This window comes from Pseudomonas sp. 22490 (assembly GCF_052044465.1).
Lineage (GTDB): Bacteria > Pseudomonadota > Gammaproteobacteria > Pseudomonadales > Pseudomonadaceae > Pseudomonas > Pseudomonas aeruginosa.
Map to the genome: position 1 here is coordinate 148158 of NZ_JBQENS010000008.1, position 22726 is coordinate 170883.

Sequence of the window (22726 nt, forward strand, 5' to 3'; positions counted from 1 at the left end):
GTCCTACGCGACCGGTCAGGCAATCTCCCCCTCTTCGGAGCGAGGCGCGTGACCTGGGATGGGGCTGCCGGCCCCCGCGAACCCATGAAAAAGCCCCGCCGAAGCGGGGCTTTTTCCAACGCGCGAAGCAGGCTCTTCTTACAGCTTGCTGGCGTTCTCGGCCAGGTACTTGGCCACGCCTTCGGGCGATGCGGTCATGCCCTTGTCGCCCTTCTTCCAGTTGGCCGGGCAGACTTCGCCGTGCTCCTCATGGAACTGCAGGGCATCGACCAGACGCAGCAGCTCGTCCATGTTGCGGCCCAGCGGCAGGTCGTTGACGATCTGCGAGCGCACTACGCCTTCCTTGTCGATCAGGAACGCGCCACGGAAGGCCACGCCACCGTCGGACTCGACGTCATAGGCCTTGGCGATCTCGTGCTTGGTGTCGGCCGCCAGGGTGTACTTGACGGCACCGATGCCGCCCTTGTCCACCGGGGTGTTGCGCCAGGCGTTGTGGGTGAAGTGGGAGTCGATGGAAACGCCGATCACCTCGACGTTGCGCGCCTGGAATTCCGGGATGCGGTGGTCCAGGGCGATCAGCTCGGACGGGCAGACGAAGGTGAAGTCCAGCGGATAGAAGAACACCAGGCCGTACTTGCCCTTGATGGCCTCGGACAGGGTGAAGCTCTCGACGATCTCGCCATTGCCCAGTACCGCGGCAACGTTGAAGTCAGGCGCTTTCTTACCTACGAGTACGCTCATTCCATGTCTCCTTTAAGCGGAAGGTTGAAGGAAGGCACCGCAGCCTGCCGGCTCCTCGTGAAGCCTCGATGGCAGGGGCGCCGTTCCCCGGGAAACAACCATCATACACCCCGCCCCAGCCGGCGCTAAGTCTTTGTCCGACAAAGCCATTTGTCGGGGGGCGAAAAAAACCCGACTAAAACGCTCCAGGGAACTTTGACAATCATTCTCATTATTATTAGTATCTTTTCCAACTCAACTTCCCAGTAGCCAGATCGCCATGTACGTCTGCCTCTGCCAAGGTGTTACCGACAACCAGATCCGCGATGCCATCTACGAAGGCTGCTGCAGCTATCGTGAGGTTCGCGAAGCCACCGGCGTCGGTACCCAGTGCGGCAAGTGCGCATGCCTGGCCAAGCAGGTGGTACGCGAAACCCTCAACGACCTGCAGAGTGCCCAGCCGGTACCGGCGTTCGGGACTACGGCGTTCGTCGCTGCCTGAAAAATATTTTTTATCCCTCTTTCAGAAGAACCGGGCCTGGCGCCCGGTTTTTTTATGCCTTCAATTCAATGACTTAGCGGCAGAACGCGGAAAGAAAACATTCGTATTCATATTCTTTTTCCCTTATATTTCAATAACTTAGGTTTGACACCCTGCTTCGTCGCGGCCAAACTTGGCGAATCACACCCACTACGACGGCAGGATTCGGCATGAAAGGCGACAAGAAAGTCATCCAGCACCTCAACAAGATCCTCGGCAACGAGCTGATCGCGATCAACCAGTACTTCCTCCACTCGCGCATGTGGAACGACTGGGGCCTGAAGCGCCTCGGCGCCCACGAGTACCACGAGTCGATCGACGAGATGAAGCATGCCGACAAGCTCATCGAGCGCATCCTCTTCCTCGAAGGCCTGCCCAACCTGCAGGACCTCGGCAAGCTGCTGATCGGCGAGAACACCCAGGAAATGCTGCAGTGCGACCTGAACCTGGAGCTGAAGGCGACCAAGGACCTGCGCGAAGCCATCGTGCATTGCGAGCAGGTGCACGACTACGTCAGCCGCGACCTGCTGAAGGACATCCTGGAGTCGGAAGAAGAGCACATCGACTACTTGGAAACCCAGCTGGGCCTGATCCAGAAAGTCGGCCTGGAGAACTACCTGCAGTCGCACATGCACGAAGACGACTGATCGGGAACCACGACGAAGCGCCGGCGGCCTGCCCCGCCGGCGCTTTTTTCTTGCCGCCAGAAAGCTTCAGGCGCTGCGCGGCCTGCGCCGGACCAGATCGGCGCGCAGGGCCAGCAACAGGCAAAGACCGACCAGTACCAGCAATGCCCAGCGCAGGCCGATCTCGTGGGCCAGCAGGCCGATCAGCGGCGGTCCCATCAGCAGTCCGCCATACCCCACGGTAGAGACGGCGGCGACCCCGATCACCGGATCGATGCCCGGCTGGTTGCCAGCAGCGCTGATCACGATCGGCACCATCACCGACAGTCCCAGGCCAACCACCCCGAAACCGGCGATGCTCAGCGCCGGCCAGGGGCTGAACAGCGCCACCAGCATGCCCAGCGTGGCCAGCGAACCCAGGCCGCGCAGCAACGGCGCATCGTCGATGCGTCCGCGCAGGCGGTCGCCGAACAGCCGCCCCACCACCATCGCCGCGGAAAACGCCGCGAAGCCCAGCGCCGCCACCCGCTCGGAAGCATCCAGAACGCTGTGCAGGAACAGCGCGCTCCAGTCAGCCACGCCGCCCTCGGAAACGAACGCGCAGAGAATCAGCAGGCCCAGGCCGAGCAAGGCCCGCGGCGGCAAGGTGAAGCCGCCGCCCTTGCGCGCGCCCGCCTTGCTCGGGTCCGGCGGAAGCAACGCGCGTACGAAGAATGGCAGGCTCAGCAGGCCGAGTGCGGTGAGAATGAGGAAGTGCCAGAACGGCGTCAGTCCGGCCAGGGCCGCGGCGCTCAACGCACCGACCAGGCAACCGAGGCTGTACATGCCATGCAGCATGGACATGCAGGGCTTGCCGAGCAGGCGCTCGACATCCACCGCCTGGATGTTCATCGCCACGTCCATCCCGGCGAAGCTCACGCCCAGCACGTAGAAGGCCAACGCCAGTTGCCACCAGCCCTGGCTCAGGCCGAGCAGCGGAAACACCAGCAGCATGATCAGGCAACCGCCGATCACTACGCTGCGGCTGCCGATGCGCTGGACCAGGAAACCGCTCAACGGGAACGCCGTGAGCGCGCCGACCCCGACGCCGAGCAGGGCCTGGCCGAGCGCGCGCTCGTCCAGCTGGGTCTGCTCCTTGAGCGCCGGGATGCGTCCCATCAGGTTGCCGATGACCAGCCCGGCCATGGCGAAGAAATAGATGCAAGCCAGGCGACCCTGGCGAGGATTGACTTCCGACATGGAGGCTCCCGGTTTCCTTGCTGGTTTCTCCGGACAAAAAAGAAACCCCGCACAAGGCGGGGCTCTTCATCGGATGCGCGGATCAGGCGTTGGCTTTGGCCGCCGCGTCCTTGACCAGGGTCTGCAGTTCGCCCTTCTCGAACATCTCGGCGAGGATGTCGCTGCCGCCGACCAGTTCGCCATTGACCCACAGCTGCGGGAAGGTCGGCCAGTTCGCGTACTTCGGCAGGTTGGCGCGGATTTCCGGATTCTGCAGGATGTCGACGTAGGCGAACTTCTCGCCACAGGCCATCAGCACCTGGGCCGCGCGCGAGGAGAAACCGCACTGCGGGGCGTTCGGCGAACCCTTCATGTACAGCAGGATGGGGTTGTTGGCGATCTGCTCTTTAATGGTTTCGATGATGTCCATGGCTTACCTCAACAGGAACGTTTCGACACGGTAACTCGGCAAATAATGACCGGTATTGTATCGGAAAGCCTAGCGCGACGCTCGGCTTTACTCTCGCGTTCCGTCGACCCGCTCAGGCCGCTTCCACCTCCACCGGCAGGCCGTTGAGCGCGGCGTTACCCGACAGCAGGTCGAGATGACGCTCGTCGGTCAGGTCGTTGGCGCTGACGCCGGCCTGGGCGCGGGCGATCGCCAGTTGCACGCCGGGCCGCGCGTGGCCCCAGCCGTGCGGCAGGCTGACCACCCCGGGCATCATCTCGCTGCTCGCCGCCACCTCCACCTCCACGCTGCCGACCCGCGAGCGCACCCGCACCCGTTGCCCGTCGACCAGGCCGCGACCCTCCAGGTCCCGCGGGTGCATCAGCAACTGGTGACGCGGCTTGCCCTTCACCAGGCGATGGTAGTTGTGCATCCAGGAATTGTTGCTGCGCACGTGGCGTCGTCCGATCAGCAACAACTGGTCGGACGCAGGCAGCGGCTGTGCGGCGAAGCGTTGCAGGTCGTCGACGAACAGCGGCGGCGCGGCCTGGATGCGCTGGTCGGCGGTCTTCAGGCGCGGCGCCAGGTTCGGCCGCAGCGGCCCGAGGTCGATGCCGTGGGGATGTTCGCGCAGAGTGGCCAGGCTCAGCCTGTGCTCGGAACGGTCGCCGTAGGCGCCAGCGCGCAGGCCGAGGTCGATCATCTGCTGCGGCTCCAGGGTCGGTTTCAGCTCCAGGCCGTTGCGCGCGGCGAAGGCCCGCGCCAGGCCGACGAAGATCTCCCAGTCGTGCAGCGCACCCTCGGGACGCGGCAGCACGGCCTCGTTGAAACGGGTCACGTTACGCACGGCGAAGACGTTGAAGGTGGTGTCGTAGTGATCGTGCTCCAGCGGCGCGGTGGGCGGCAGGATGAGATCGGCGTAGCGGGTCGTCTCGTTGATGTAGAGGTCGATGCTGAGCATGAACTCCAGGCCGTCCAGGGCCTGTTCGAGCCGCCTCCCGTTGGGCGTGGACAGCACCGGGTTGCCGGCTACCGTGACCAGCGCGCGCACCTGCCCCTCGCCTTCACCGAGGATTTCTTCCGCCAATGCCGCCACCGGCAGTTCGCCGCCATATTCCGGCAGCCCCGAGACGCGGCTGCGCCAACGGCCGAAGTGGCCACCCGAGGTACTCGCCACCAGGTCCAGGGCCGGCGAGGTGCACAGCGCGCCACCGACCCGGTCGAGGTTGCCGGTGACCAGGTTGATCAGTTGCACCAGCCACTGGCAGAGCGTGCCGAAGGCCTGGGTGGAAACGCCCATCCGGCCATAGCAGACCGCCCGTTCGGCGGCGGCGAAATCCCGCGCCAGTTGGCGAATGCTTTCGGCCGGCACGCCACAGCGCGCGCTCATGGACTCGGCGTCGAAGGCCGCGACCGCCTCGCGCACCCGCTCCAGCCCGTCGACCGGCAGCGGCGTGGGGCGACCGAGGTTCTCCTCGAACAGGGTGTTGAGTATCCCGAGCAACAGCGCCGCATCCTGGCCGGGACGAATGAACAGGTGCCGGTCGGAGATAGCCGCGGTCTCGCTGCGCCGGGGATCGACCACCACCAACCGGCCGCCGCGTGCCTTCAGCGCCTTCAGGCGCTTCTCCACGTCCGGCACGGTCATGATGCTGCCGTTGGACGCCAGCGGGTTGCCGCCGAGCACCAGCATGAAGTCGGTGTGGTCGATGTCGGGGATCGGGATCAACAAACCATGGCCGTACATCTGCTGGCTGACCAGGTGATGCGGCAACTGGTCGACGGAAGTCGCGGAGAAGCGGTTGCGCGTTTTCAGCAGGCCGAGGAAGTAGTTGCTATGGGTCATCAGGCCGTAGTTGTGCACGCTCGGATTGCCCTGGTAGACCGCCACCGCATCGTTGCCATGGCGCTCGCGGATCTCGCCGAGGCGGCTGGCCACCATCGCGAAGGCCTCGTCCCAGCCGATCGGCTGCCACTCGCTGCCGACCCGGCGCAACGGCTGGCGCAGGCGGTCGGGGTCGTCCTGGATGTCCTGCAGGGCCACCGCCTTGGGACAGACATGGCCGCGGCTGAAGCTGTCCTGCGGGTCGCCCTTGATCGAGCGGATCCGCGGCACGCCGCCCTCGTCGCTCTCGGTCTCGATGGCGAGCCCGCAGATGGCCTCGCAGAGATGGCACGCACGGTAGTGGAGGGTCTTGCTCATGGCTCGCCTCTTCATTGTCGTCGCCGGCCGTCGCGGCCCGGCGCGTACGCGAGGACCAGACGACCGGTCTAGTCGTCGAATCGGCACTATGCGGCGCCTTCCGCCGCCGCGCCAGCAGCGTCAGTCGGCTGAATCGCCAGGCATCAGGCTGGCCGATGGGCGCGGTAGAGGGGAGGCGTGCCGTTTGTCCGGCTGTCAACTATCCACCTGGGAATTCCGGCGCGGCGAAAGCCGGTGCTAAACCTTGTCTCTTCGAGTCCACCCCTGTCCGACAAGACCAATAAAGCGTGGAGACCGCATGACCGACGACCACTCCTTCCGCCCTCGCCCCACCTCGTTGTCAGCCGCCCTGCTGCTGGGCGCCTGGATCGCACAGCCGGCCACGGCCGCCTATGTCGAAGCCGGTCGGCCCGGCGATCCGGCCAGTTGGCGCTCCGCCGAATACCAGCAGGACTGGGGCCTGGAACGGATGCGGGCCGACCAGGCCTATGCCGCCGGCATCGACGGCCAGGGCGTGAAGATCGGCGAGATGGACTCCGGTTTCGACCCGAGCCATCCGGATACTCCCGCCTCGCGCTACCAGCCGGTGACGGCCAGCGGCACCTATGTCGACGGCACGCCGTTCAGCGTCAGCGGCGCGATGAACGGCAACAACGACTCCCACGGTACCCACGTCGGCGGCACCCTCGGCGCCTCGCGCGACGGCGTCGGCATGCACGGGGTGGCCTACGCGGCACAGGTGTATGTCGCCAACACCAACCAGAACGACAGCTTCCTGTTCGGCCCGACGCCCGACCCGAACTATTTCAAGGCCGCCTACCAGGCGCTGGCCGACGCCGGGGTGCGGGCGATCAACAACAGTTGGGGCAGCCAGCCCAAGGACGTCAGCTACGAGACCCTCGACGGCCTGCACGCCGCCTATGCCCAGCACTACGGGCGCTCCACCTGGCTGGACGCCGCCGCCGGCGTCTCCCGCCAGGGCGTGATCAACGTCTTCAGCGCCGGCAACAGCGGCTACGCCAACGCCAGCGTGCGCTCCGCCCTGCCCTACTTCCAGCCGGACCTGGAAGGCCACTGGCTGGCCGTGTCCGGCCTCGACCAGCAGAACGGCCAGCGCTACAACCGCTGCGGCATCGCCAAGTACTGGTGCATCACCACGCCCGGCCGCCTGATCAACAGCACCATGCCCGGCGGCGGCTACGCCAACAAGTCCGGTACTTCGATGGCCGCGCCCCACGCCACCGGCGCGCTGGCCCTGGTCATGCAGCGCTATCCGTACCTGAACAACGAGCAGGCGCTGCAGGTTCTGCTGACCACCGCCACCCAGCTCGACGGCACGCCGACCGGCGCCCCCACCGACACCGTCGGCTGGGGCGTGCCGGATCTCGGTCGGGCGATGCATGGGCCTGGACAATTGCTCGGCCGCTTCGAGGCCAACCTCCCGGCCGGCCTGCGCGACGAATGGAGCAACCCGATTTCCGATAGCGCCCTGCTCCAGCGCCAGGCCGAGGACGCCGCCGAGCACGCGGCCTGGCAGCGGACGCTGAAGGACAAGGGCTGGGAAAACGGCTTGCCGGCCGGTGCCAGCCAGCAGGAACGCACCGACTATGCCATCGGCATGGCCCGCGACCAGGCCGCCGCCCAGCGCCAGTACCAGGGCAGCCTGGTCAAGGCCGGTGCCGGCAGCCTGGTCCTGAGCGGCGACAGCACCTATCGCGGGCCGACCCTGGTCGATGGCGGGCTGCTCAGCGTCGACGGTTCGCTGCTGTCCGCCGTCGAAGTCAATGCCGGCGGCACCCTCGGCGGCAGCGGCAGGATCGGCGGCCTGCTGGCGCGCTCCGGCGGCACGGTGGCCGCGGGCAACTCCATCGGCACCCTGGAGGTCGCCGGGGACCTGCGCTTCGAATCCGGCTCGACCTACGCGGTGGAGCTTTCGGAAAGCGCCAGCGACCGGATCGTCGCCAGCGGCAAGGCGAGCATCGCGGGCGGCAACGTCACCCTGGCCATGGAAAACAGCCCCGACCTGCTCAGCCAGTCCCAGGTCGAGAGCCTGGTCGGCCGCCGCTACGACATCCTCGACGCCGCCGGCGGTATCGACGGGCGCTTCGACGCGGTATTGCCGAACTACCTGTTCCTCGGCGGCACCCTGGACTACGCGGCCAACGCCATCCGCCTGGATATCGGACGCAACGGCACGGCCCTCGCCAGCGTCGCGCAGACGCCCAACCAGGCGGCGGTCGCTGGGGCCGTGGAAACGCTCGGCGCCGGCAACCCGGTCTACGAAAGCCTGCTCCTGTCGGAAAACGCCGCAACCGCCCAACGGGCCTTCCAGCAATTGTCCGGGGAAATCTACCCGGCGCTCGCCGGCCTGTTGCTCAACGACAGCCGCTATCTGCGCGACAGCGTCGGCGAACGCCTGCGCCAGACCAGCGACGGCGAGGCCGGCGGGGAGGCTCCCGAAGGCTGGTTCAAGGCGCTCGGCTCCTGGGGCAAGAGCGCCGATGGCAGCCACGGCAGCGAAGGCTACCGGCATTCGGTCGGCGGCTTCCTGCTCGGCGTCGACAGCCAGGTCGCCAGCGACACGCGCCTCGGCCTGGTGGCCGGCTACAGCAACAGCTCGCTGAACATGGACAGCAGCCTGCAATCCTCCGCCAGCATCGACAGCTACCACCTCGGCGCCTACCTCGGTCGGCAATTGCAGCAATGGCGCCTGAGCCTCGGCGCAGCGCACGCCTGGCACCGCGCCGAGGTCAAGCGCGACCTGCAATACGGCGCCGTGGCCGGCAAGCAGAAGGCCAAGCTCGACGCACAGAGCAGCCAGTTGTTCGCCGAGGCCGCCTACGCGCTGGGCTGGCGCAGCCTGGAGCTGGAACCCTTCGCCGGGCTGGCCTACGTGCACGTCGCCAGCGATGACTTCCGCGAACGCGGTAGCGCCGCGGCCCTGGAGGGTGGCGACGACAACCTGGACGCCGCCTTCACCACCCTGGGCCTGCGCGCGAAACGGCATTTCGAGCTGGATGCCGGACGCCGCCTGGCGCTCTCCGGCACCCTCGGCTGGCGCCACAACCTGAGCGACACCACCCCGCAACGCCACCTGGCGTTCGCCAGCGGCAGCCAGCCATTCAGCGTGGAAAGCGTGGCCCTGTCCCGCGACGCCGCGCTGCTCGGCGTCGACGCCAGCCTCGCGGTGAATCGCGAAGTGAGCGTGCGGCTGGGCTACAACGGCCTGCTGGGCAGCCGCGAGAAGGACCATGGCGTCGGACTGGCCGTCGACTGGCGTTTCTGACTTCGGTTACGAGGGCATTCCAGCCGTTGGATGGGTTCCGGCGGGCGGCAAGGGGAAAAAGCCACTTCATTGCCCTCGGTCACGAAACCGCTGCAAATATGAGAAAAAGACCTAACTAAAGGATTCATGCGAAATGCATAGCGCTATACTGTCCATCCAGCGCTGTACTATCCCTTCCAGCGCTGATCGCGACCCGGTGCCCGCACCACCGTGCCGCACGAGCCCCGGAGATCCGCACCTCCGGGGCTCACCTTTTGCTCCTCTCGCACCCTCCTTCCCCGGCTGAGCCCCTCCCCCTGCAAATCCGCGACGAATGGCCGCAATCCGGCAATCCGATGAACGAGCGGCCGAACGGCGGGCGCCCAGGCTGCCTGCGCACAGTCGCTGAACGGGTCAGGCCTGGCGGAAGAAGATCATGCCGAACAGCACCGCCAGGGCGCTGAGGAACGACAACCCGGTTTGCCCCAGGACCATCAGGATCGCGGCCGCCGCCGTGCTCAGCGCATGCCAGCCCCAGAGCAGGCACGACAGGTTGAGGACGATGCCGGCCAGGGCCAGGTGACGCTTGCGGCTGCGCCTGAGCAGGCCGGCCAGGCCCAGCACCAGGCCGCAGGTCGATACCGCGAAGACCGCCAGCAAGGCGGCGAACAGGCCGAGCAGATGGTTCTCGTCGCTGAGGTCGATCCGCTCGCCGAGCGCCAGCGCCATCACCGCCAGCGCGATGGCGACCCCGGCCAGGGCGAGGAACAGCGACAGGCCGCCCAGCCGCGATTGGCGCAATGGCCGTGCCGGCGGCGCGGCGGCGAGTGTTTCTCCCGTGTGCATGTTCGACCTCCCTGGTCCGAAACCCGCCTCCTCCATGAAGGTATTCGGGCGCGCACAGCATAAAGCGTCGCCCCGCCCAACCGATAGATCGACGAGGCGGGACTTTGGCGGCGGGACAACGGCGAAGACCCGGGAAAAACCCCGTAACCCGCGCCTTCCAAGCCCCTCCTTGTGTTTCCGCGACATTTCCTTATAAGATCGCGCCTTCCCCTATTTTCCCGCACGTTGCGGTCCCGCCGCAGGTCCAGTCCCGTTTTCTCTCGCGAAAGCCGGCCAGTGCCTCGGCCAGCAGTAAAAATAAAAGGTAGTCAGCGATGAGCGTACGGCACTTTCTCTCGTTTATGGATTACAGCCCCGAAGAGCTGATCGGTCTGATCCGCCGCGGCAGCGAGCTGAAGGACCTGCGCAACCGAGGCGTGCTCTACGAGCCGCTGAAGAGCCGGGTCCTGGGCATGGTCTTCGAGAAGGCTTCGACCCGTACCCGCCTGTCCTTCGAAGCCGGGATGATCCAGCTCGGCGGCCAGGCGATCTTCCTCTCCCCGCGCGACACCCAGCTCGGCCGCGGCGAGCCGATCGGCGACAGCGCCCGGGTCATGTCGCGGATGCTCGACGGCGTGATGATCCGCACCTTCGCCCACGCCACCCTGACGGAATTCGCCGCGCACTCGAAGGTGCCGGTGATCAACGGCCTGTCCGACGACCTGCACCCCTGCCAGTTGCTCGCCGACATGCAGACCTTCCACGAGCACCGCGGCAGCATCCAGGGCAAGACCGTGGCCTGGATCGGCGACGGCAACAACATGTGCAACAGCTATATAGAAGCGGCGCTGAAGTTCGACTTCCAGCTGCGCGTGGCCTGCCCCGAGGGCTACGAGCCGAAGGCCGAGTTCGTCGCCCTTGCCGGCGACCGCCTGCGCGTCGTCCGCGACCCGCGCGAGGCGGTGGCCGGCGCGCACCTGGTGAGCACCGACGTGTGGGCCTCGATGGGCCAGGAAGACGAAGCCGCCGCGCGCATCGCCCTGTTCCGTCCCTACCAGGTGAACGCCGCGTTGCTCGATGGGGCCGCCGACGATGTACTATTCATGCACTGCCTGCCGGCCCACCGCGGCGAGGAAATCAGCGAAGAGTTGCTGGACGACCCGCGCTCGGTAGCCTGGGACCAGGCAGAGAACCGTCTGCACGCGCAGAAGGCCCTCCTCGAATTGCTGATCGAACACGCCCATTACGCCTGAGCCCATGAGCCACGACCTGCTGCTGAACCTGAAAGATCTCGCCTGCGGCTACGCCTCGCAGAAAGTGGTGCAGGACCTCGACCTGCACCTCAATGCCGGAGACATCGGCTGCCTGCTGGGTCCTTCGGGATGCGGCAAGACCACCACCCTGCGCGCCATCGCCGGCTTCGAACCGGTGCTGGCCGGGCAGATCGAGCTGGGCGGCGAAGTCATCTCGCGTCCCGGCTTCACCCTGGCGCCGGAGAAACGCCGGATCGGCATGGTGTTCCAGGACTACGCGCTGTTCCCCCATCTCAGCGTGGCCGACAATGTCGGCTTCGGCATCCGCAAGCATCCACAACGCGAGCGCCTGGTGCGCGAGCTTCTGGAGCTGGTCAAGCTCGACCACCTCGCCGCGCGCCACCCCCACGAACTCTCCGGCGGCCAGCAACAACGGGTGGCCCTGGCCCGCGCGCTGGCGCCCGAACCGCTGTTGCTGCTGCTCGACGAACCCTTCTCCAACCTCGACGTGGAACTGCGCCGCAGCCTCAGCCAGGAGGTTCGCGAGATCCTCAAGGCACGCGGCACCAGCGCGATCCTGGTGACCCACGACCAGGAAGAAGCATTCGCCGTCTGCGACCACATCGGCGTGTTCAAGGAAGGTCACCTGGAACAGTGGGACACCCCCTACAACCTCTACCACGAGCCGCTGACGCCCTTCGTCGCCAGCTTCGTCGGCCAGGGCTACTTCATTCGCGGCCAGTTGCTCAGCCCCGATACGGTGCAGACCGAACTCGGCGTGATCCGCGGCAATCGCGCCTACAGCCTGCCTTCCGGCAGCGCGGTAGACGTCCTGCTGCGCCCGGACGACCTGGTGCACGCGCCGCAGGGCGAGCTGAAGGCGCGGATCGTCGGCAAGACCTTCCTCGGCGCCGCCACCCTGTACCGCCTGCAATTGCCCACCGGTACCCAGCTGGAATCGATCTTCCCCAGCCATGCCGACCACCAGCCGGGCGATGACGTCGGTATCCGCGTCGCCGCCGACCACCTGGTGGTGTTCGCCGCCCGGGGCAGCGTCGCCGCGCACCTCGCTCCCGTCCAGGCCTGATACCTCGGCGCCGTTCGGTCGGCGGCGCCTTTCCCTATCGACCGCATAGGTGGAGCCGGACGTCTCCAGCCCCTACAATCGCCCGACGATTCGAGGAGCCTGAACGATGCTGATGGTGATTTCCCCCGCCAAGACCCTGGACTACGAGACCCCGCCGGTCACCCACCGCTTCACCCAGCCGCAATACCTGGACCACGCCCAGGAACTGATCCAGCAACTGCGCCAGCTCACGCCACTGCAGATCAGCGAACTGATGAAGCTTTCCGACAAGCTCGCCGGCCTGAATGCCGCTCGCTACGCCAGCTGGCATCCGGAGTTCACCCCGGAGAACGCCAAGCAGGCGTTGCTCGCCTTCAAGGGCGATGTCTACACCGGCCTCAACGCGGAAGACTTCGGCGAGGACGATTTCGCCTTCGCCCAGGATCACCTGCGCATGCTCTCCGGTCTCTACGGCGTGCTGCGCCCGCTCGACCTCATGCAGCCCTATCGACTGGAAATGGGCACCCGCCTGGCCAACGCCCGTGGCAAGGATCTCTACGCCTTCTGGGGCGAGCGTATCAGCCAGTGGCTGAACGAAGCGCTGGCCGCCCAGGGCGACGACGTGCTGCTCAACCTGGCCTCCAACGAGTACTTCGGCGCGGTGAAGCGCAAGGCGCTGCAAGCGCGGGTCATCGACACCGAGTTCAAGGACCTGAAGAACGGCCAGTACAAGATCATCAGCTTCTACGCCAAGAAGGCTCGCGGCATGATGGCTCGCTACGTGATCCGCGAGCGCCTGCGCGACCCGGCCGGGCTGAAGGACTTCAATGCCCACGGCTATTACTTCAGCGCCGAGCAATCCGGCCCGGATCAGCTGGTATTCCTCAGGGACGCCCCGCAAGACTGATCTCCCCGGCCCGCCGTCCTGGCGGGCCGCTCCTCTTTCGGCACGCCGACGCCTCCTGGCGCTACCGTTCGTCCCTCCGACACCCCTGCTGCGTCGCCTTTCTCCCCGGAAAAGCCCTTGTGGCGAATAGGCCTACTCAACCGTTCGTCTGCAAGTCATGCGGAACTGCATCACACTTTTTCACGCCCAGCCCACAGACTTTTCCCCAATTCAAGGCGGAAATGCCATCTCCGGCGTAATCCATTGGCCATTACCAGCCTCCCGCCATTACATGCAAATTACGATTGCAAAGTGCATGGGTCGAAGATTAAGGAATCCTTAAGGTTTGCTTAAGGCGGTAAAAGCGGCTTCTGTTTCATTCCGGTGACGCGGAACTTTCAGCCGCCATGCATTCTGCAACTAGTGGCCATTGGCAGGCATTTAACGGAAAGGCCATCAAGTTGGTATCAAGTGATATCAAACGGATATTTCCAAATATTTCGCGAGCGGGACAAACGGCCGGAACTTCCCTCGCAGAGAAAACATCCTATCACCGCGATGCCTATCGATAGTTATGGGCAGAGCAACTTGAAACCGTCTCGAATAATCGGACTCCGCTCCGAGGGACAAACTCAACCTGTTGAAATTAAAGGCCTTTAGAAACTTGAATTCTATGGACCGAACTAAAACGAAGCATCCAAGGTCGGGTTATGCACCGTTATTGAAACCCACCTGAAACATTAAAGGGCATGAACTTATAACTTGCCCTATTAGAGTGCCGAACAACTAAGCACTCTATTCGAAACTGCCTGAAGGCGGATCAAGGGCTCTGGATCGGGGCTCGTAGTAACGGCTCGCCAGATAGGGAAGTGGCCATACGGCCACCTCATTAACGGCGCGACAAACAATCGAGGTGAATGCGATGCGAATCAGCATCTTTGGTTTGGGCTATGTCGGTGCAGTATGTGCTGGCTGCCTGTCGGCACGCGGTCATGAAGTCATTGGTGTGGATGTCTCCAGCACCAAGATCGACCTGATCAACCAGGGCAAGTCGCCCATCGTCGAACCGGGCCTGGAAGCGTTGTTGCAGCAAGGCCGGCAGACCGGACGGCTGTCGGGCACCACCGACTTCAAGAAGGCCGTGCTGGACTCCGACGTATCGTTCATCTGCGTCGGCACGCCGAGCAAGAAGAACGGCGACCTGGACCTGGGCTACATCGAGACCGTCTGCCGCGAGATCGGCTTCGCCATCCGCGAGAAGTCCGAACGCCACACCGTGGTGGTGCGCAGCACCGTACTGCCGGGCACCGTCAACAACGTGGTGATCCCGCTGATCGAGGACTGCTCGGGCAAGAAGGCCGGGGTCGACTTCGGCGTCGGCACCAACCCCGAATTCCTCCGCGAGAGCACCGCGATCAAGGACTACGACTTCCCGCCGATGACCGTGATCGGCGAACTGGACAAGCAGACCGGCGACCTTCTCGAGGAAATCTACCGCGAGCTGGACGCGCCGATCATCCGCAAGACCGTCGAGGTCGCCGAGATGATCAAGTACACCTGCAACGTCTGGCACGCCGCCAAGGTCACCTTCGCCAACGAGATCGGCAACATCGCCAAGGCGGTCGGCGTCGACGGCCGCGAGGTGATGGACGTGATCTGCCAGGACCACAAGCTCAACCTGTCGCGCTACTACATGCGTCCCGGCTTCGCCTTCGGCGGCTCCTGCCTGCCCAAGGATGTACGCGCCCTCACCTATCGCGCCAGCCAGCTGGACGTCGAGCACCCGATGCTCGGTTCGTTGATGCGCAGCAACTCCAACCAGGTGCAGAAGGCCTTCGATCTCATCACCAGCCACGACACCCGCAAGGTCGGCCTGCTCGGCCTGTCGTTCAAGGCCGGCACCGACGATTTGCGCGAAAGCCCGCTGGTGGAGCTGGCCGAGATGCTCATCGGCAAGGGCTACGAGTTGCGCATCTTCGACCGCAACGTCGAATACGCGCGTGTCCACGGGGCCAACAAGGAATACATCGAGTCGAAGATCCCGCACGTCTCCTCACTGCTGGTCTCCGACCTCGACGAAGTGGTGGCGAGTTCCGATGTGCTGGTGCTGGGCAATGGCGACGAGCTGTTCGTCGACCTGGTGAACAAGACCCCGAGCGGCAAGAAGCTGGTCGACCTGGTGGGCTTCATGCCGCACACCACCACTGCCCAGGCCGAGGGCATCTGCTGGTAGCGGGCCGCCCCCTGGCCCCGTGAGCCGGTAAAGAACCTCTTTATCGCCCTCGGACCGAAGGCCGTCTCCGCGGCGTGCGCCATAACAACAACAAGCGCACGCCGGCGTCGAGGCCAAGGTCCCCAGCCCGATGGAACTGATGATGGAAACTTACAAACGTGGCCTCGCCGAAGCCACCGGCTGGCTGGTGTTCCTCAGCCTGCTGATGGTGCTCGCGCTGGCAGTGCCGAAGACCGTGTTCGACGCCGACTCCAAGGATTTCATCCTGCTTATCGGCGCCGTCGGCATCTGGCGCTACTCCATGGGCGGCGTGCACTTCCTGCGCGGCATGCTGTTCCTCCACGTGGTCTACCCGTACTACCGCCGGCGCGTGCGCCAGTTGGGCAGCGCGGCCGACCCGTCGCACGTGTTCCTGATGGTCACCAGTTTCCGCATCGACGCCCTGACCACTGCCATGGTCTATCGCTCGGTGATCCGCGAAGCCATCGACAGCGGCTACCCGACCACCGTGGTCTGCTCCATCGTCGAGATGTCCGACGAGGTCCTGGTCCGTTCTCTGTGGGAGAAGATGAACCCGCCGGACCGGGTCAGCCTCGACTTCGTGCGGATTCCCGGCACCGGCAAGCGCGACGGCCTGGCCTATGGCTTCCGCGCGATTTCCCGGCACCTGCCGGACGACGACGCGGTGGTCGCGGTGATCGACGGCGACACCGTGCTCGACCACGGCGTGGTGAAGAAGACCGTGCCCTGGTTCAAGCTCTTCCCCAACGTCGGCGGCCTCACCACCAATGAATTCTGCGAAGTGCAGGGCGGCTACGTGATGAGCGAGTGGCACAAGCTGCGCTTCGCCCAGCGCCACATCAACATGTGCTCGATGGCCCTGTCCAAGCGCGTGCTGACCATGACCGGACGGATGTCGGTGTTCCGCGCCCGGGTGGTGACCAACCCCGAGTTCATCACCGACGTCGAGAACGACCACCTGGAGCACTGGCGCCTGGGTCGCTTCAAGTTCCTCACCGGCGACGACAAGTCCAGCTGGTTCAGCCTGATGCGCCTGGGCTACGACACCTTCTACGTGCCCGACGCGGCGATCAACACGGTCGAGCACCCGCCGGAGAAGAGCTTCATCAAGGCCAGTCGCAAGCTGATGTACCGCTGGTACGGCAACAACCTGCGGCAGAACTCGCGCGCGCTCAAGCTCGGCGCGCGGCGCCTGGGCTGGTTCACCATGCTGGTGCTGTTCGACCAGCGCGTCTCGATGTGGACCAGCCTGCTCGGCCTGGTGGTGGCGATCCTCGCCAGCCTCAAGTACAGCATCGCCTTCCTGCTGGTGTACCTGCTCTGGATCGGCCTCACCCGCCTGGTGCTGACCCTGCTCCTCTCGCTCTCCGGGCACCGCATCGGCCCGGCCTATCCGCTGATCCTCTATTACAACCAGATCGTCGGCGCGCTGGTGAAGATCTACGTGTTCTTCCGCCTCGACCGGCAGTCCTGGACCCGCCAGCCGACCAAGCTGGAGCGCGGCCTGGCCAGCTTCCAGCGCTGGTTCAACGCCTGGTCGTCGCGGGCCATGACCTTCTCTGCCGCCAGCATCTTCGTCGCCGTGCTGCTGACCATCGTATGACCACCGAATCGACTACGGACAACGCCAGGGCCGCGGCCCGCGCGCAAATCGACCCAGATTGGACCGAACAGGACCCGACACCATGAATACAGCCGTCAACGTCAACGTCGTGCACGAATCCGAAGCCCAGCGCCAGTTCGCCCGGGTCAAGCTGCCGGCGCGCATCCGCTACATCGGCGCCAACCGCGAAGGCGTCGACGCACGCCTGCTGGATCTCTCCGCCGGCGGCTTCGCCTTCACCGCGAGCGGCGCGCCGATCCAGCCCGGCGACCTGTACAAGGGCAAGCTGCTGTTCCAGGTCGACAGCATCAGCTTTTCCCTCGAAGTGGAGTTCCAGGTGCGCTCGGTGGACCCCGCCAGCCGCCGCGTCGGCTGCGAGTTCCAGAACCTCAAGCCGCGCGAGGTGGCGGCCCTGCGCTACCTGATCACCTCCTACCTGGCCGGCGAGGTGATCGGCGTCGGCGACATGCTCAATACCCTCCAGCGCGAGAACTTCACCAAGGCCCGCAAGCAGGGCGGCGGCAACGGCGGGATGGGCTTCTTCGGCCGGGTCCGGGCGGTGACCCTGAGCACCGCGATCTTCGTCGTCGGGGTCGGCGCCTTCGCCTTCATCCTCAACCAGATGTACAACCTGTACTTCGTCACCCATGCCGATTCCGGCGTGGTCAGCGTCCCCAACCAGCAGATCACCATGCCCCGCGAGGGCACCGTGCAGAGCCTTCTTGGGCCCAACGCGGAAGTCGCCAAAGGCGCGCCGATCGCTACCTTCTCGGCCAACCTGCTGGACATGCTCAAGGGCAACCTGACCGAGGAGCAGCTCAACCCGGGCAACATCGAGAAGCTCTTCGGCCACCAGATGAAAGGGACCCTGACCAGCCCCTGCGACTGCCGCGTGGTCCAGCAACTGGTAGCCGACGGGCAATACGCTAACAAGGGCCAGGTGATCTTCACCCTCGCGCCGCGCGACAGCGTGGCCAGCATCGAGGCGCGCTTCCCCTACCGCAACGCCGCCGAGCTGGCGCCGGGCACCCGGGTGAACTTCCAGGTCGCCGGCGACGGCGTCAACCGCAGCGGCCGCATCGTCAACACCGCGCCGGTGGACGGCGACCTGTCCTCGGAAATCCGCGTGCAGATCCAGCCCGACCAGCCGCTCGACGCCCAGTACGCCGGCCGCCCGGCCGAGGTCAGCATCGGCGGCCTGCCCGGCCGCACCCTGCTGAACAAGGCCGTGACCCTGGCCACCGCTCGCTGACCGGTACCCGACCATGAAGATGCCCATCCTCCCTCCCCTGCCCCTGGCGTCCCGGCACCTGCTGCTGGCCTCGGCCATCGCCCTGGCCGCCGGCTGCGCCGGGCTGCCCGACCAGCGCCTGGCCCAGGAGGCCCTGGAGCGCGGCGACCTCGCCACCGCCCAGAGCAACTACCAGGCCCTGGCCGCGATGGGTTACGCCGACGCCCAGGTCGGCCTCGCCGACATGCAGGTCGCCAGCGGCGACAGCGCCCAGCAGGCCAAGGCCGAAAAGCTCTACCGCGAGGCCGCGCAGACCTCGCCGCGGGCCCGCGCGCGCCTTGGCAAGTGGCTGGCGGCCAAGCCCGGCGCCAGCGACGCCGAGCACCGCGAGGCCGAGCGCCTGCTCAGCCAGGCCTTCGAACAGGGCGAGGACAGTGCCCTGGTGCCGCTCATCGTGCTCTACCTGCAGTACCCGCAGTCCTGGCCGGAAATCGACCCGCAGCAGCGCATCGACCAGTGGCGCGCGCGCGGACTGCCGCAGGCCGACCTGGCGCAGATCATCCTCTACCGCACCCAGGGCACCTACGCCCAGCACCTGGGCGAGATCGAGCAGGTCTGCCAGCGCTGGCTGCGGCGCATGGACGTGTGCTGGTACGAACTGGCCACGGTCTACCAGATGCAGGGCAACGCGGAAAAGCAGAAGGTCCTGCTCGAACAGCTGCGCGCCGCCTACAAGGCCGGCCGGGTGCCCGGCGAGCGGGTCGACTCGGTGGCCGGGGTGCTCGCCGACGGCGAACTCGGCCAGCCCGACCCGCAGACCGCCCAGGCGCTGCTGGAAGAGATCGCGCCGAGCTACCCCGCGGCCTGGGTCAGCCTGGCCAAGCTGCTCTACGACTATCCCGACCAGGGCGACCTGGAAAAGATGCTCGGCTACCTGAAGAACGCCCAGGACGCCGCCCAGCCACGCGCCGAACTGCTCCTCGGGCGCCTCTACTACGACGGCAAGTGGGCGCCGCAGGACCCGCGCAAGGCCGAGCGGCACCTGCTCAAGGCCGCCGCCAGCGAACCCCAGGCCAACTACTACCTGGGGCAGATCTACCGCCGCGGCTTCCTCGGCAAGGTCTATCCGCAGAAGGCCGTCGACCACCTGATCCTCGCCGCCCGCGCCGGCCAGGCCAGCGCCGACATGGCCCTGGCCCAGCTCTGGTCGCAGGGCCGCGGCATCCAGCCGAACCGGGTCAACGCCTACGTCTTCGGCCAGCTCGCCGTGCAGCAGCAGGTACCGCAGGCCAGCGACCTGCTCGGGCAGATCGAAGCGCAACTGCCGCCGGCCGAACGCAGCCAGGCGCAGCAATTGCTCAAGCGCGAACAACAGAGCCGCGGCAACAACTGGCAGGCCACCGTCAGCCTGCTGCAGAGCCAGGACTCGCCGATCAACGAAGAAGAGCCAGAAAGCCTATGAACAGCTCCCGTTCCGTCAACCCGCGGCCGTCCTTCGCGCCGCGCGCCCTGTCCCTGGCCATCGCCCTGCTGCTCGGCGCGCCGGCGTTCGCCGCCAACAGCGGCGAGGCGCCGAAGAACTTCGGCCTGGACGTGAAGATCACCGGCGAATCGGAAAACGATCGCGACCTCGGCACCGCTCCCGGCGGCACCCTCAACGACATCGGTATCGACCTGCGGCCCTGGGCCTTCGGCCAGTGGGGCGACTGGAGCGCCTACTTCATGGGCCAGGCGGTGGCCGCCACCGACACCATCGAGACCGACACCCTGCAATCGGACACCGACGACGGCAACAACAGCCGCAACGACGGTCGCGAGCCGGACAAGAGCTACCTCGCCGCACGCGAATTCTGGGTCGACTACGCCGGCCTCACCGCCTACCCCGGCGAGCACCTGCGCTTCGGCCGCCAGCGCCTGCGGGAAGACAGCGGCCAGTGGCAGGACACCAACATCGAGGCGCTGAACTGGAGCTTCGAGACCACCCTGCTCAACGCCCACGCCGGGGTCGCCCAGCGTTTCAGCGAATACCGCACCGACCTCGACGAACTGGCTCCGGAGGACAAGGACCGCACCCATGTGTTCGGCGACATTTCCACCCAGTGGGCGCCGCACCACCGCATCGGCGTGCGCATCCACCACGCCGACGACAGCGGCCACCTGCGCCGCCCCGGCGAGGAAGTCGACAACCTCGACAAGACCTATACCGGCCAGCTCACCTGGCTCGGCATCGAGGCTACCGGCGATGCCTACAACTATCGTTCGAGCATGCCGCTGAACTACTGGGCCAGCGCCACCTGGCTGACCGGCGACCGCGACAACCTGACCACCACCACGGTCGACGACCGGCGCATCGCCACCGGCAAGCAGAGCGGCGACGTCAATGCCTTCGGCGTCGACCTCGGCCTGCGCTGGAACATCGACGAGCAATGGAAGGCCGGCGTCGGCTACGCCCGCGGCAGCGGCGGTGGCAAGGACGGCGAGGAGCAGTTCCAGCAGACCGGGCTGGAGAGCAATCGCTCCAACTTCACCGGCACCCGCTCGCGCGTGCACCGCTTCGGCGAAGCCTTCCGCGGCGAACTGAGCAACCTCCAGGCAGCCACCCTGTTCGGCTCCTGGCAACTGCGCGAGGACTACGACGCGAGCCTGGTCTACCACAAGTTCTGGCGCGTCGACGACGACTCCGACATCGGTACCAGCGGCATCAACGCCGCCCTGCAACCGGGCGAGAAGGACATCGGCCAGGAACTCGACCTGGTGGTGACCAAGTACTTCAAGCAAGGCCTGCTGCCGGCCTCGATGAGCCAGTACGTCGACGAGCCCTCGGCGCTGATCCGCTTCCGCGGCGGCCTGTTCAAGCCGGGCGACGCCTACGGGCCGGGCACCGACTCGACCATGCACCGCGCCTTCGTCGACTTCATCTGGCGCTTCTGAGCCCCGCGAGGAAACCGGACATGCCCGACATTTCCCTTTCGATCCCCCGCCGCCGGCTCCCGCGCCTGCGCCCGCTGGCCGCGGCAGTGCTCGGCGCGGTGCTGCTGCACGGCCAGGCGTGGGCGGCGCAGCCGGTGGAGAAACCGCAGCCGGTCCCGGCGCAGGCCGGCAACGAGCCGGGCCTGACCCAGGGCCTGAAGGAAACCGGCAACTACACGGTGACCACCGCGCCGGCCGAACCGTTGCACCTGGACCCGCCGAAACTGCCCGACCTCTCCGGCTACACCGCCGCCGCGGTGGAAGCCAAGATCGTGCGCAAGCCGGGTGGCCACGCCAGCGTGCAGCGCATGGTCCAGCAGCAGCCGCTGAAGGAGTTCACCGGTGGCAGCAACCGCCTCGCCGAATGGGTCAAGCGCCAGCGCCAGATGCCCCAGGCGATCTTCATCGAAGGCGGCTACGTGAACCTCGCCCAGCTCGCCGGCAAGCTTCCCGCCAGCGCGCTGGAACAGGTCGAGCCGGGGGTGTTCGTCGCCCGCCTGCCGATCGTGGTCAGCCAGGGCGCGACCCTCGACATCGACAAGCAGGTCAAGGAACTGCGCCTGTCCCAGGAGCGCGGCGCGTTCCTGGTCAACGACGGCATGCTGTTCGTCCGCGACAGCAAGGTCACCGGCTGGAGCGAATCGAAGAAGGAGCCGGCCTGGTTCAAGACGCCCAACGAGTTCCGTCCGTTCCTGATCTCCTGGGGCGGCGCCGAGGTGTACCTGAGCAACAGCACCTTCACCAGCTTCGGCTACAACGCCTCCAAGGCCTACGGCATCTCCATCTCGCAGTACAGCCCGGGCATGGACAAGCAGATGAAGCGCCCGCGCCCCAAGGGCTGGGTGATCGACTCGACCATCGTCGACAGCTGGTACGGCTTCTATTGCTACGAGGCCGACGACCTGGTGGTGAAGGGCAACACCTACCGCGACAACATCGTCTACGGCATCGACCCGCACGACCGTTCGCACCGCCTGATCATCGCCGACAACACCGTCCACGGGACCAGGAAGAAGCACGGCATCATCGTCTCGCGGGAAGTCAACGACAGCTTCATCTTCAACAACCGCAGCTACGAGAACAAGCTTTCCGGGATCGTCCTCGACCGTAACAGCGAGGGCAACCTGGTGGCCTACAACGAGGTCTATCGCAACCATTCCGACGGTATCACCCTCTACGAGAGCGGCGACAACCTGCTCTGGGGCAACCAGGTCCTGGCCAACCGCCGCCACGGCATCCGCGTGCGCAACAGCGTGAACATCCGCCTCTACGAGAACCTCGCGGCGGGCAACCAGCTGATCGGCGTGTACGGCCACATCAAGGACCTCACCAACACCGACCGCAACATCGCCCTCGACCCATTCGACACCAAGGTCTCGCTGATCGTGGTCGGCGGCAAGCTCGCCGGCAACGGCTCCGGCCCGCTCTCGGTGGATTCGCCGCTGAGCCTCGAACTGTACCGGGTGGCGATGCTCGCCCCGACCAAATCCTCCGGCATCAGCCTGCCCGGCGTTCTCGGCGAGAAGCAGGACCAGATCCTCGACCTGCTGGTGCGCCAGGACAAGGCGGTGCTGATCGACCCCGTGGAAAGCCAGGCCGAACTCCAGGACTGAGGAC

Annotated in this window: 17 protein-coding genes; 12 read left to right on the forward strand and 5 right to left on the reverse strand. The window is 66.0% G+C overall.

All coding sequences use genetic code 11. The features are described 5' to 3' along the window. Positions 1 to 138: 138 nt before the first annotated feature. A complete protein-coding gene (locus ACTJJX_RS11660) occupies positions 139 to 741 on the reverse strand; it encodes a peroxiredoxin (protein WP_003092073.1) in 603 nt (200 codons plus the stop codon). 259 nt (positions 742 to 1000) lie between these two features. Between ACTJJX_RS11660 and ACTJJX_RS11665 the strand changes: the two genes are divergently transcribed. Together ACTJJX_RS11665 and bfrB are read left to right on the forward strand one after the other, a co-directional pair. Further along, positions 1001 to 1222 carry a bacterioferritin-associated ferredoxin gene (locus tag ACTJJX_RS11665; protein ID WP_003092075.1) on the forward strand — a complete coding sequence of 74 codons (222 nt, stop codon included), beginning with the start codon at positions 1001 to 1003 and terminating at the stop codon, positions 1220 to 1222. A 209-nt stretch (positions 1223 to 1431) separates the two neighbouring features. Further along, positions 1432 to 1908 carry a bacterioferritin BfrB gene (gene bfrB, locus ACTJJX_RS11670; protein WP_003092078.1) on the forward strand — a complete coding sequence of 159 codons (477 nt, stop codon included), beginning with the start codon at positions 1432 to 1434 and terminating at the stop codon, positions 1906 to 1908. Positions 1909 to 1974: 66 nt separating this feature from the next. Here bfrB and ACTJJX_RS11675 read toward each other — a convergent pair whose 3' ends face one another. The 3 genes from ACTJJX_RS11675 to ACTJJX_RS11685 form a co-directional block, all read right to left on the reverse strand. Next, positions 1975 to 3126, reverse strand: coding sequence for an MFS transporter (locus tag ACTJJX_RS11675; RefSeq protein WP_003104266.1), 1152 nt, complete (start codon positions 3124 to 3126; stop codon positions 1975 to 1977). An 82-nt stretch (positions 3127 to 3208) separates the two neighbouring features. Next, the gene (gene grxD, locus ACTJJX_RS11680; protein WP_003092082.1) at positions 3209 to 3535 is read right to left on the reverse strand and encodes a Grx4 family monothiol glutaredoxin; all 327 of its coding nucleotides are present in this window, start codon (positions 3533 to 3535) and stop codon (positions 3209 to 3211) included. Between the two features lie 112 nt (positions 3536 to 3647). Beyond that, complete coding sequence (locus ACTJJX_RS11685; protein ID WP_016263187.1) at positions 3648 to 5756, reverse strand: molybdopterin oxidoreductase family protein; 2109 nt, start codon at positions 5754 to 5756, stop codon at positions 3648 to 3650. 298 nt (positions 5757 to 6054) lie between these two features. On the opposite strand from ACTJJX_RS11685, the gene eprS reads away from it, so the two are divergent. Further along, on the forward strand, positions 6055 to 9042 hold the full coding sequence (eprS, locus tag ACTJJX_RS11690; protein WP_010793286.1) for an autotransporter serine peptidase EprS: 2988 nt from the start codon (positions 6055 to 6057) through the stop codon (positions 9040 to 9042). A gap of 393 nt (positions 9043 to 9435) precedes the next feature. On the opposite strand, the gene ACTJJX_RS11695 is transcribed toward eprS, so the two are convergent. Continuing rightward, positions 9436 to 9867, reverse strand: a complete 432-nt coding sequence (locus tag ACTJJX_RS11695; protein WP_003104261.1) for a hypothetical protein — start codon at positions 9865 to 9867, stop codon at positions 9436 to 9438. A 314-nt stretch (positions 9868 to 10181) separates the two neighbouring features. On the opposite strand from ACTJJX_RS11695, the gene argF reads away from it, so the two are divergent. The 9 genes from argF (at position 10182) to algG (ending at position 22722) form a co-directional block, all read left to right on the forward strand. Beyond that, positions 10182 to 11099, forward strand: a complete 918-nt coding sequence (argF, locus tag ACTJJX_RS11700; protein ID WP_003092090.1) for an ornithine carbamoyltransferase — start codon at positions 10182 to 10184, stop codon at positions 11097 to 11099. Between the two features lie 4 nt (positions 11100 to 11103). Further along, the gene (locus ACTJJX_RS11705; protein ID WP_003092092.1) at positions 11104 to 12186 is read left to right on the forward strand and encodes an ABC transporter ATP-binding protein; all 1083 of its coding nucleotides are present in this window, start codon (positions 11104 to 11106) and stop codon (positions 12184 to 12186) included. 106 nt (positions 12187 to 12292) lie between these two features. Continuing rightward, positions 12293 to 13072 (forward strand): peroxide stress protein YaaA, encoded by a 780-nt coding sequence (gene yaaA / locus ACTJJX_RS11710; RefSeq protein WP_003092094.1) that lies wholly within the window; start codon positions 12293 to 12295, stop codon positions 13070 to 13072. A gap of 901 nt (positions 13073 to 13973) precedes the next feature. After that, positions 13974 to 15284, forward strand: a complete 1311-nt coding sequence (gene algD, locus ACTJJX_RS11715; RefSeq protein ID WP_003110461.1) for a GDP-mannose 6-dehydrogenase — start codon at positions 13974 to 13976, stop codon at positions 15282 to 15284. A gap of 139 nt (positions 15285 to 15423) precedes the next feature. Further along, positions 15424 to 16908: a mannuronan synthase gene (alg8, locus tag ACTJJX_RS11720; RefSeq protein ID WP_003119545.1), complete on the forward strand. Its 1485-nt coding sequence runs from the start codon at positions 15424 to 15426 to the stop codon at positions 16906 to 16908. Positions 16909 to 16990: 82 nt separating this feature from the next. Next, positions 16991 to 18160 carry an alginate biosynthesis protein Alg44 gene (alg44, locus tag ACTJJX_RS11725; RefSeq protein ID WP_003092101.1) on the forward strand — a complete coding sequence of 390 codons (1170 nt, stop codon included), beginning with the start codon at positions 16991 to 16993 and terminating at the stop codon, positions 18158 to 18160. 13 nt (positions 18161 to 18173) lie between these two features. Further along, positions 18174 to 19601: an alginate biosynthesis TPR repeat lipoprotein AlgK gene (gene algK / locus ACTJJX_RS11730; RefSeq protein ID WP_003112887.1), complete on the forward strand. Its 1428-nt coding sequence runs from the start codon at positions 18174 to 18176 to the stop codon at positions 19599 to 19601. Continuing rightward, a complete protein-coding gene (gene algE, locus ACTJJX_RS11735) occupies positions 19598 to 21070 on the forward strand; it encodes an outer membrane porin AlgE (RefSeq protein WP_003092105.1) in 1473 nt (490 codons plus the stop codon). Before algK ends, algE begins: the two co-directional genes overlap by 4 nt. A 20-nt stretch (positions 21071 to 21090) precedes the next feature. Beyond that, on the forward strand, positions 21091 to 22722 hold the full coding sequence (gene algG, locus ACTJJX_RS11740) for a mannuronan 5-epimerase AlgG (RefSeq protein WP_003453577.1): 1632 nt from the start codon (positions 21091 to 21093) through the stop codon (positions 22720 to 22722). Positions 22723 to 22726: the final 4 nt, after the last annotated feature.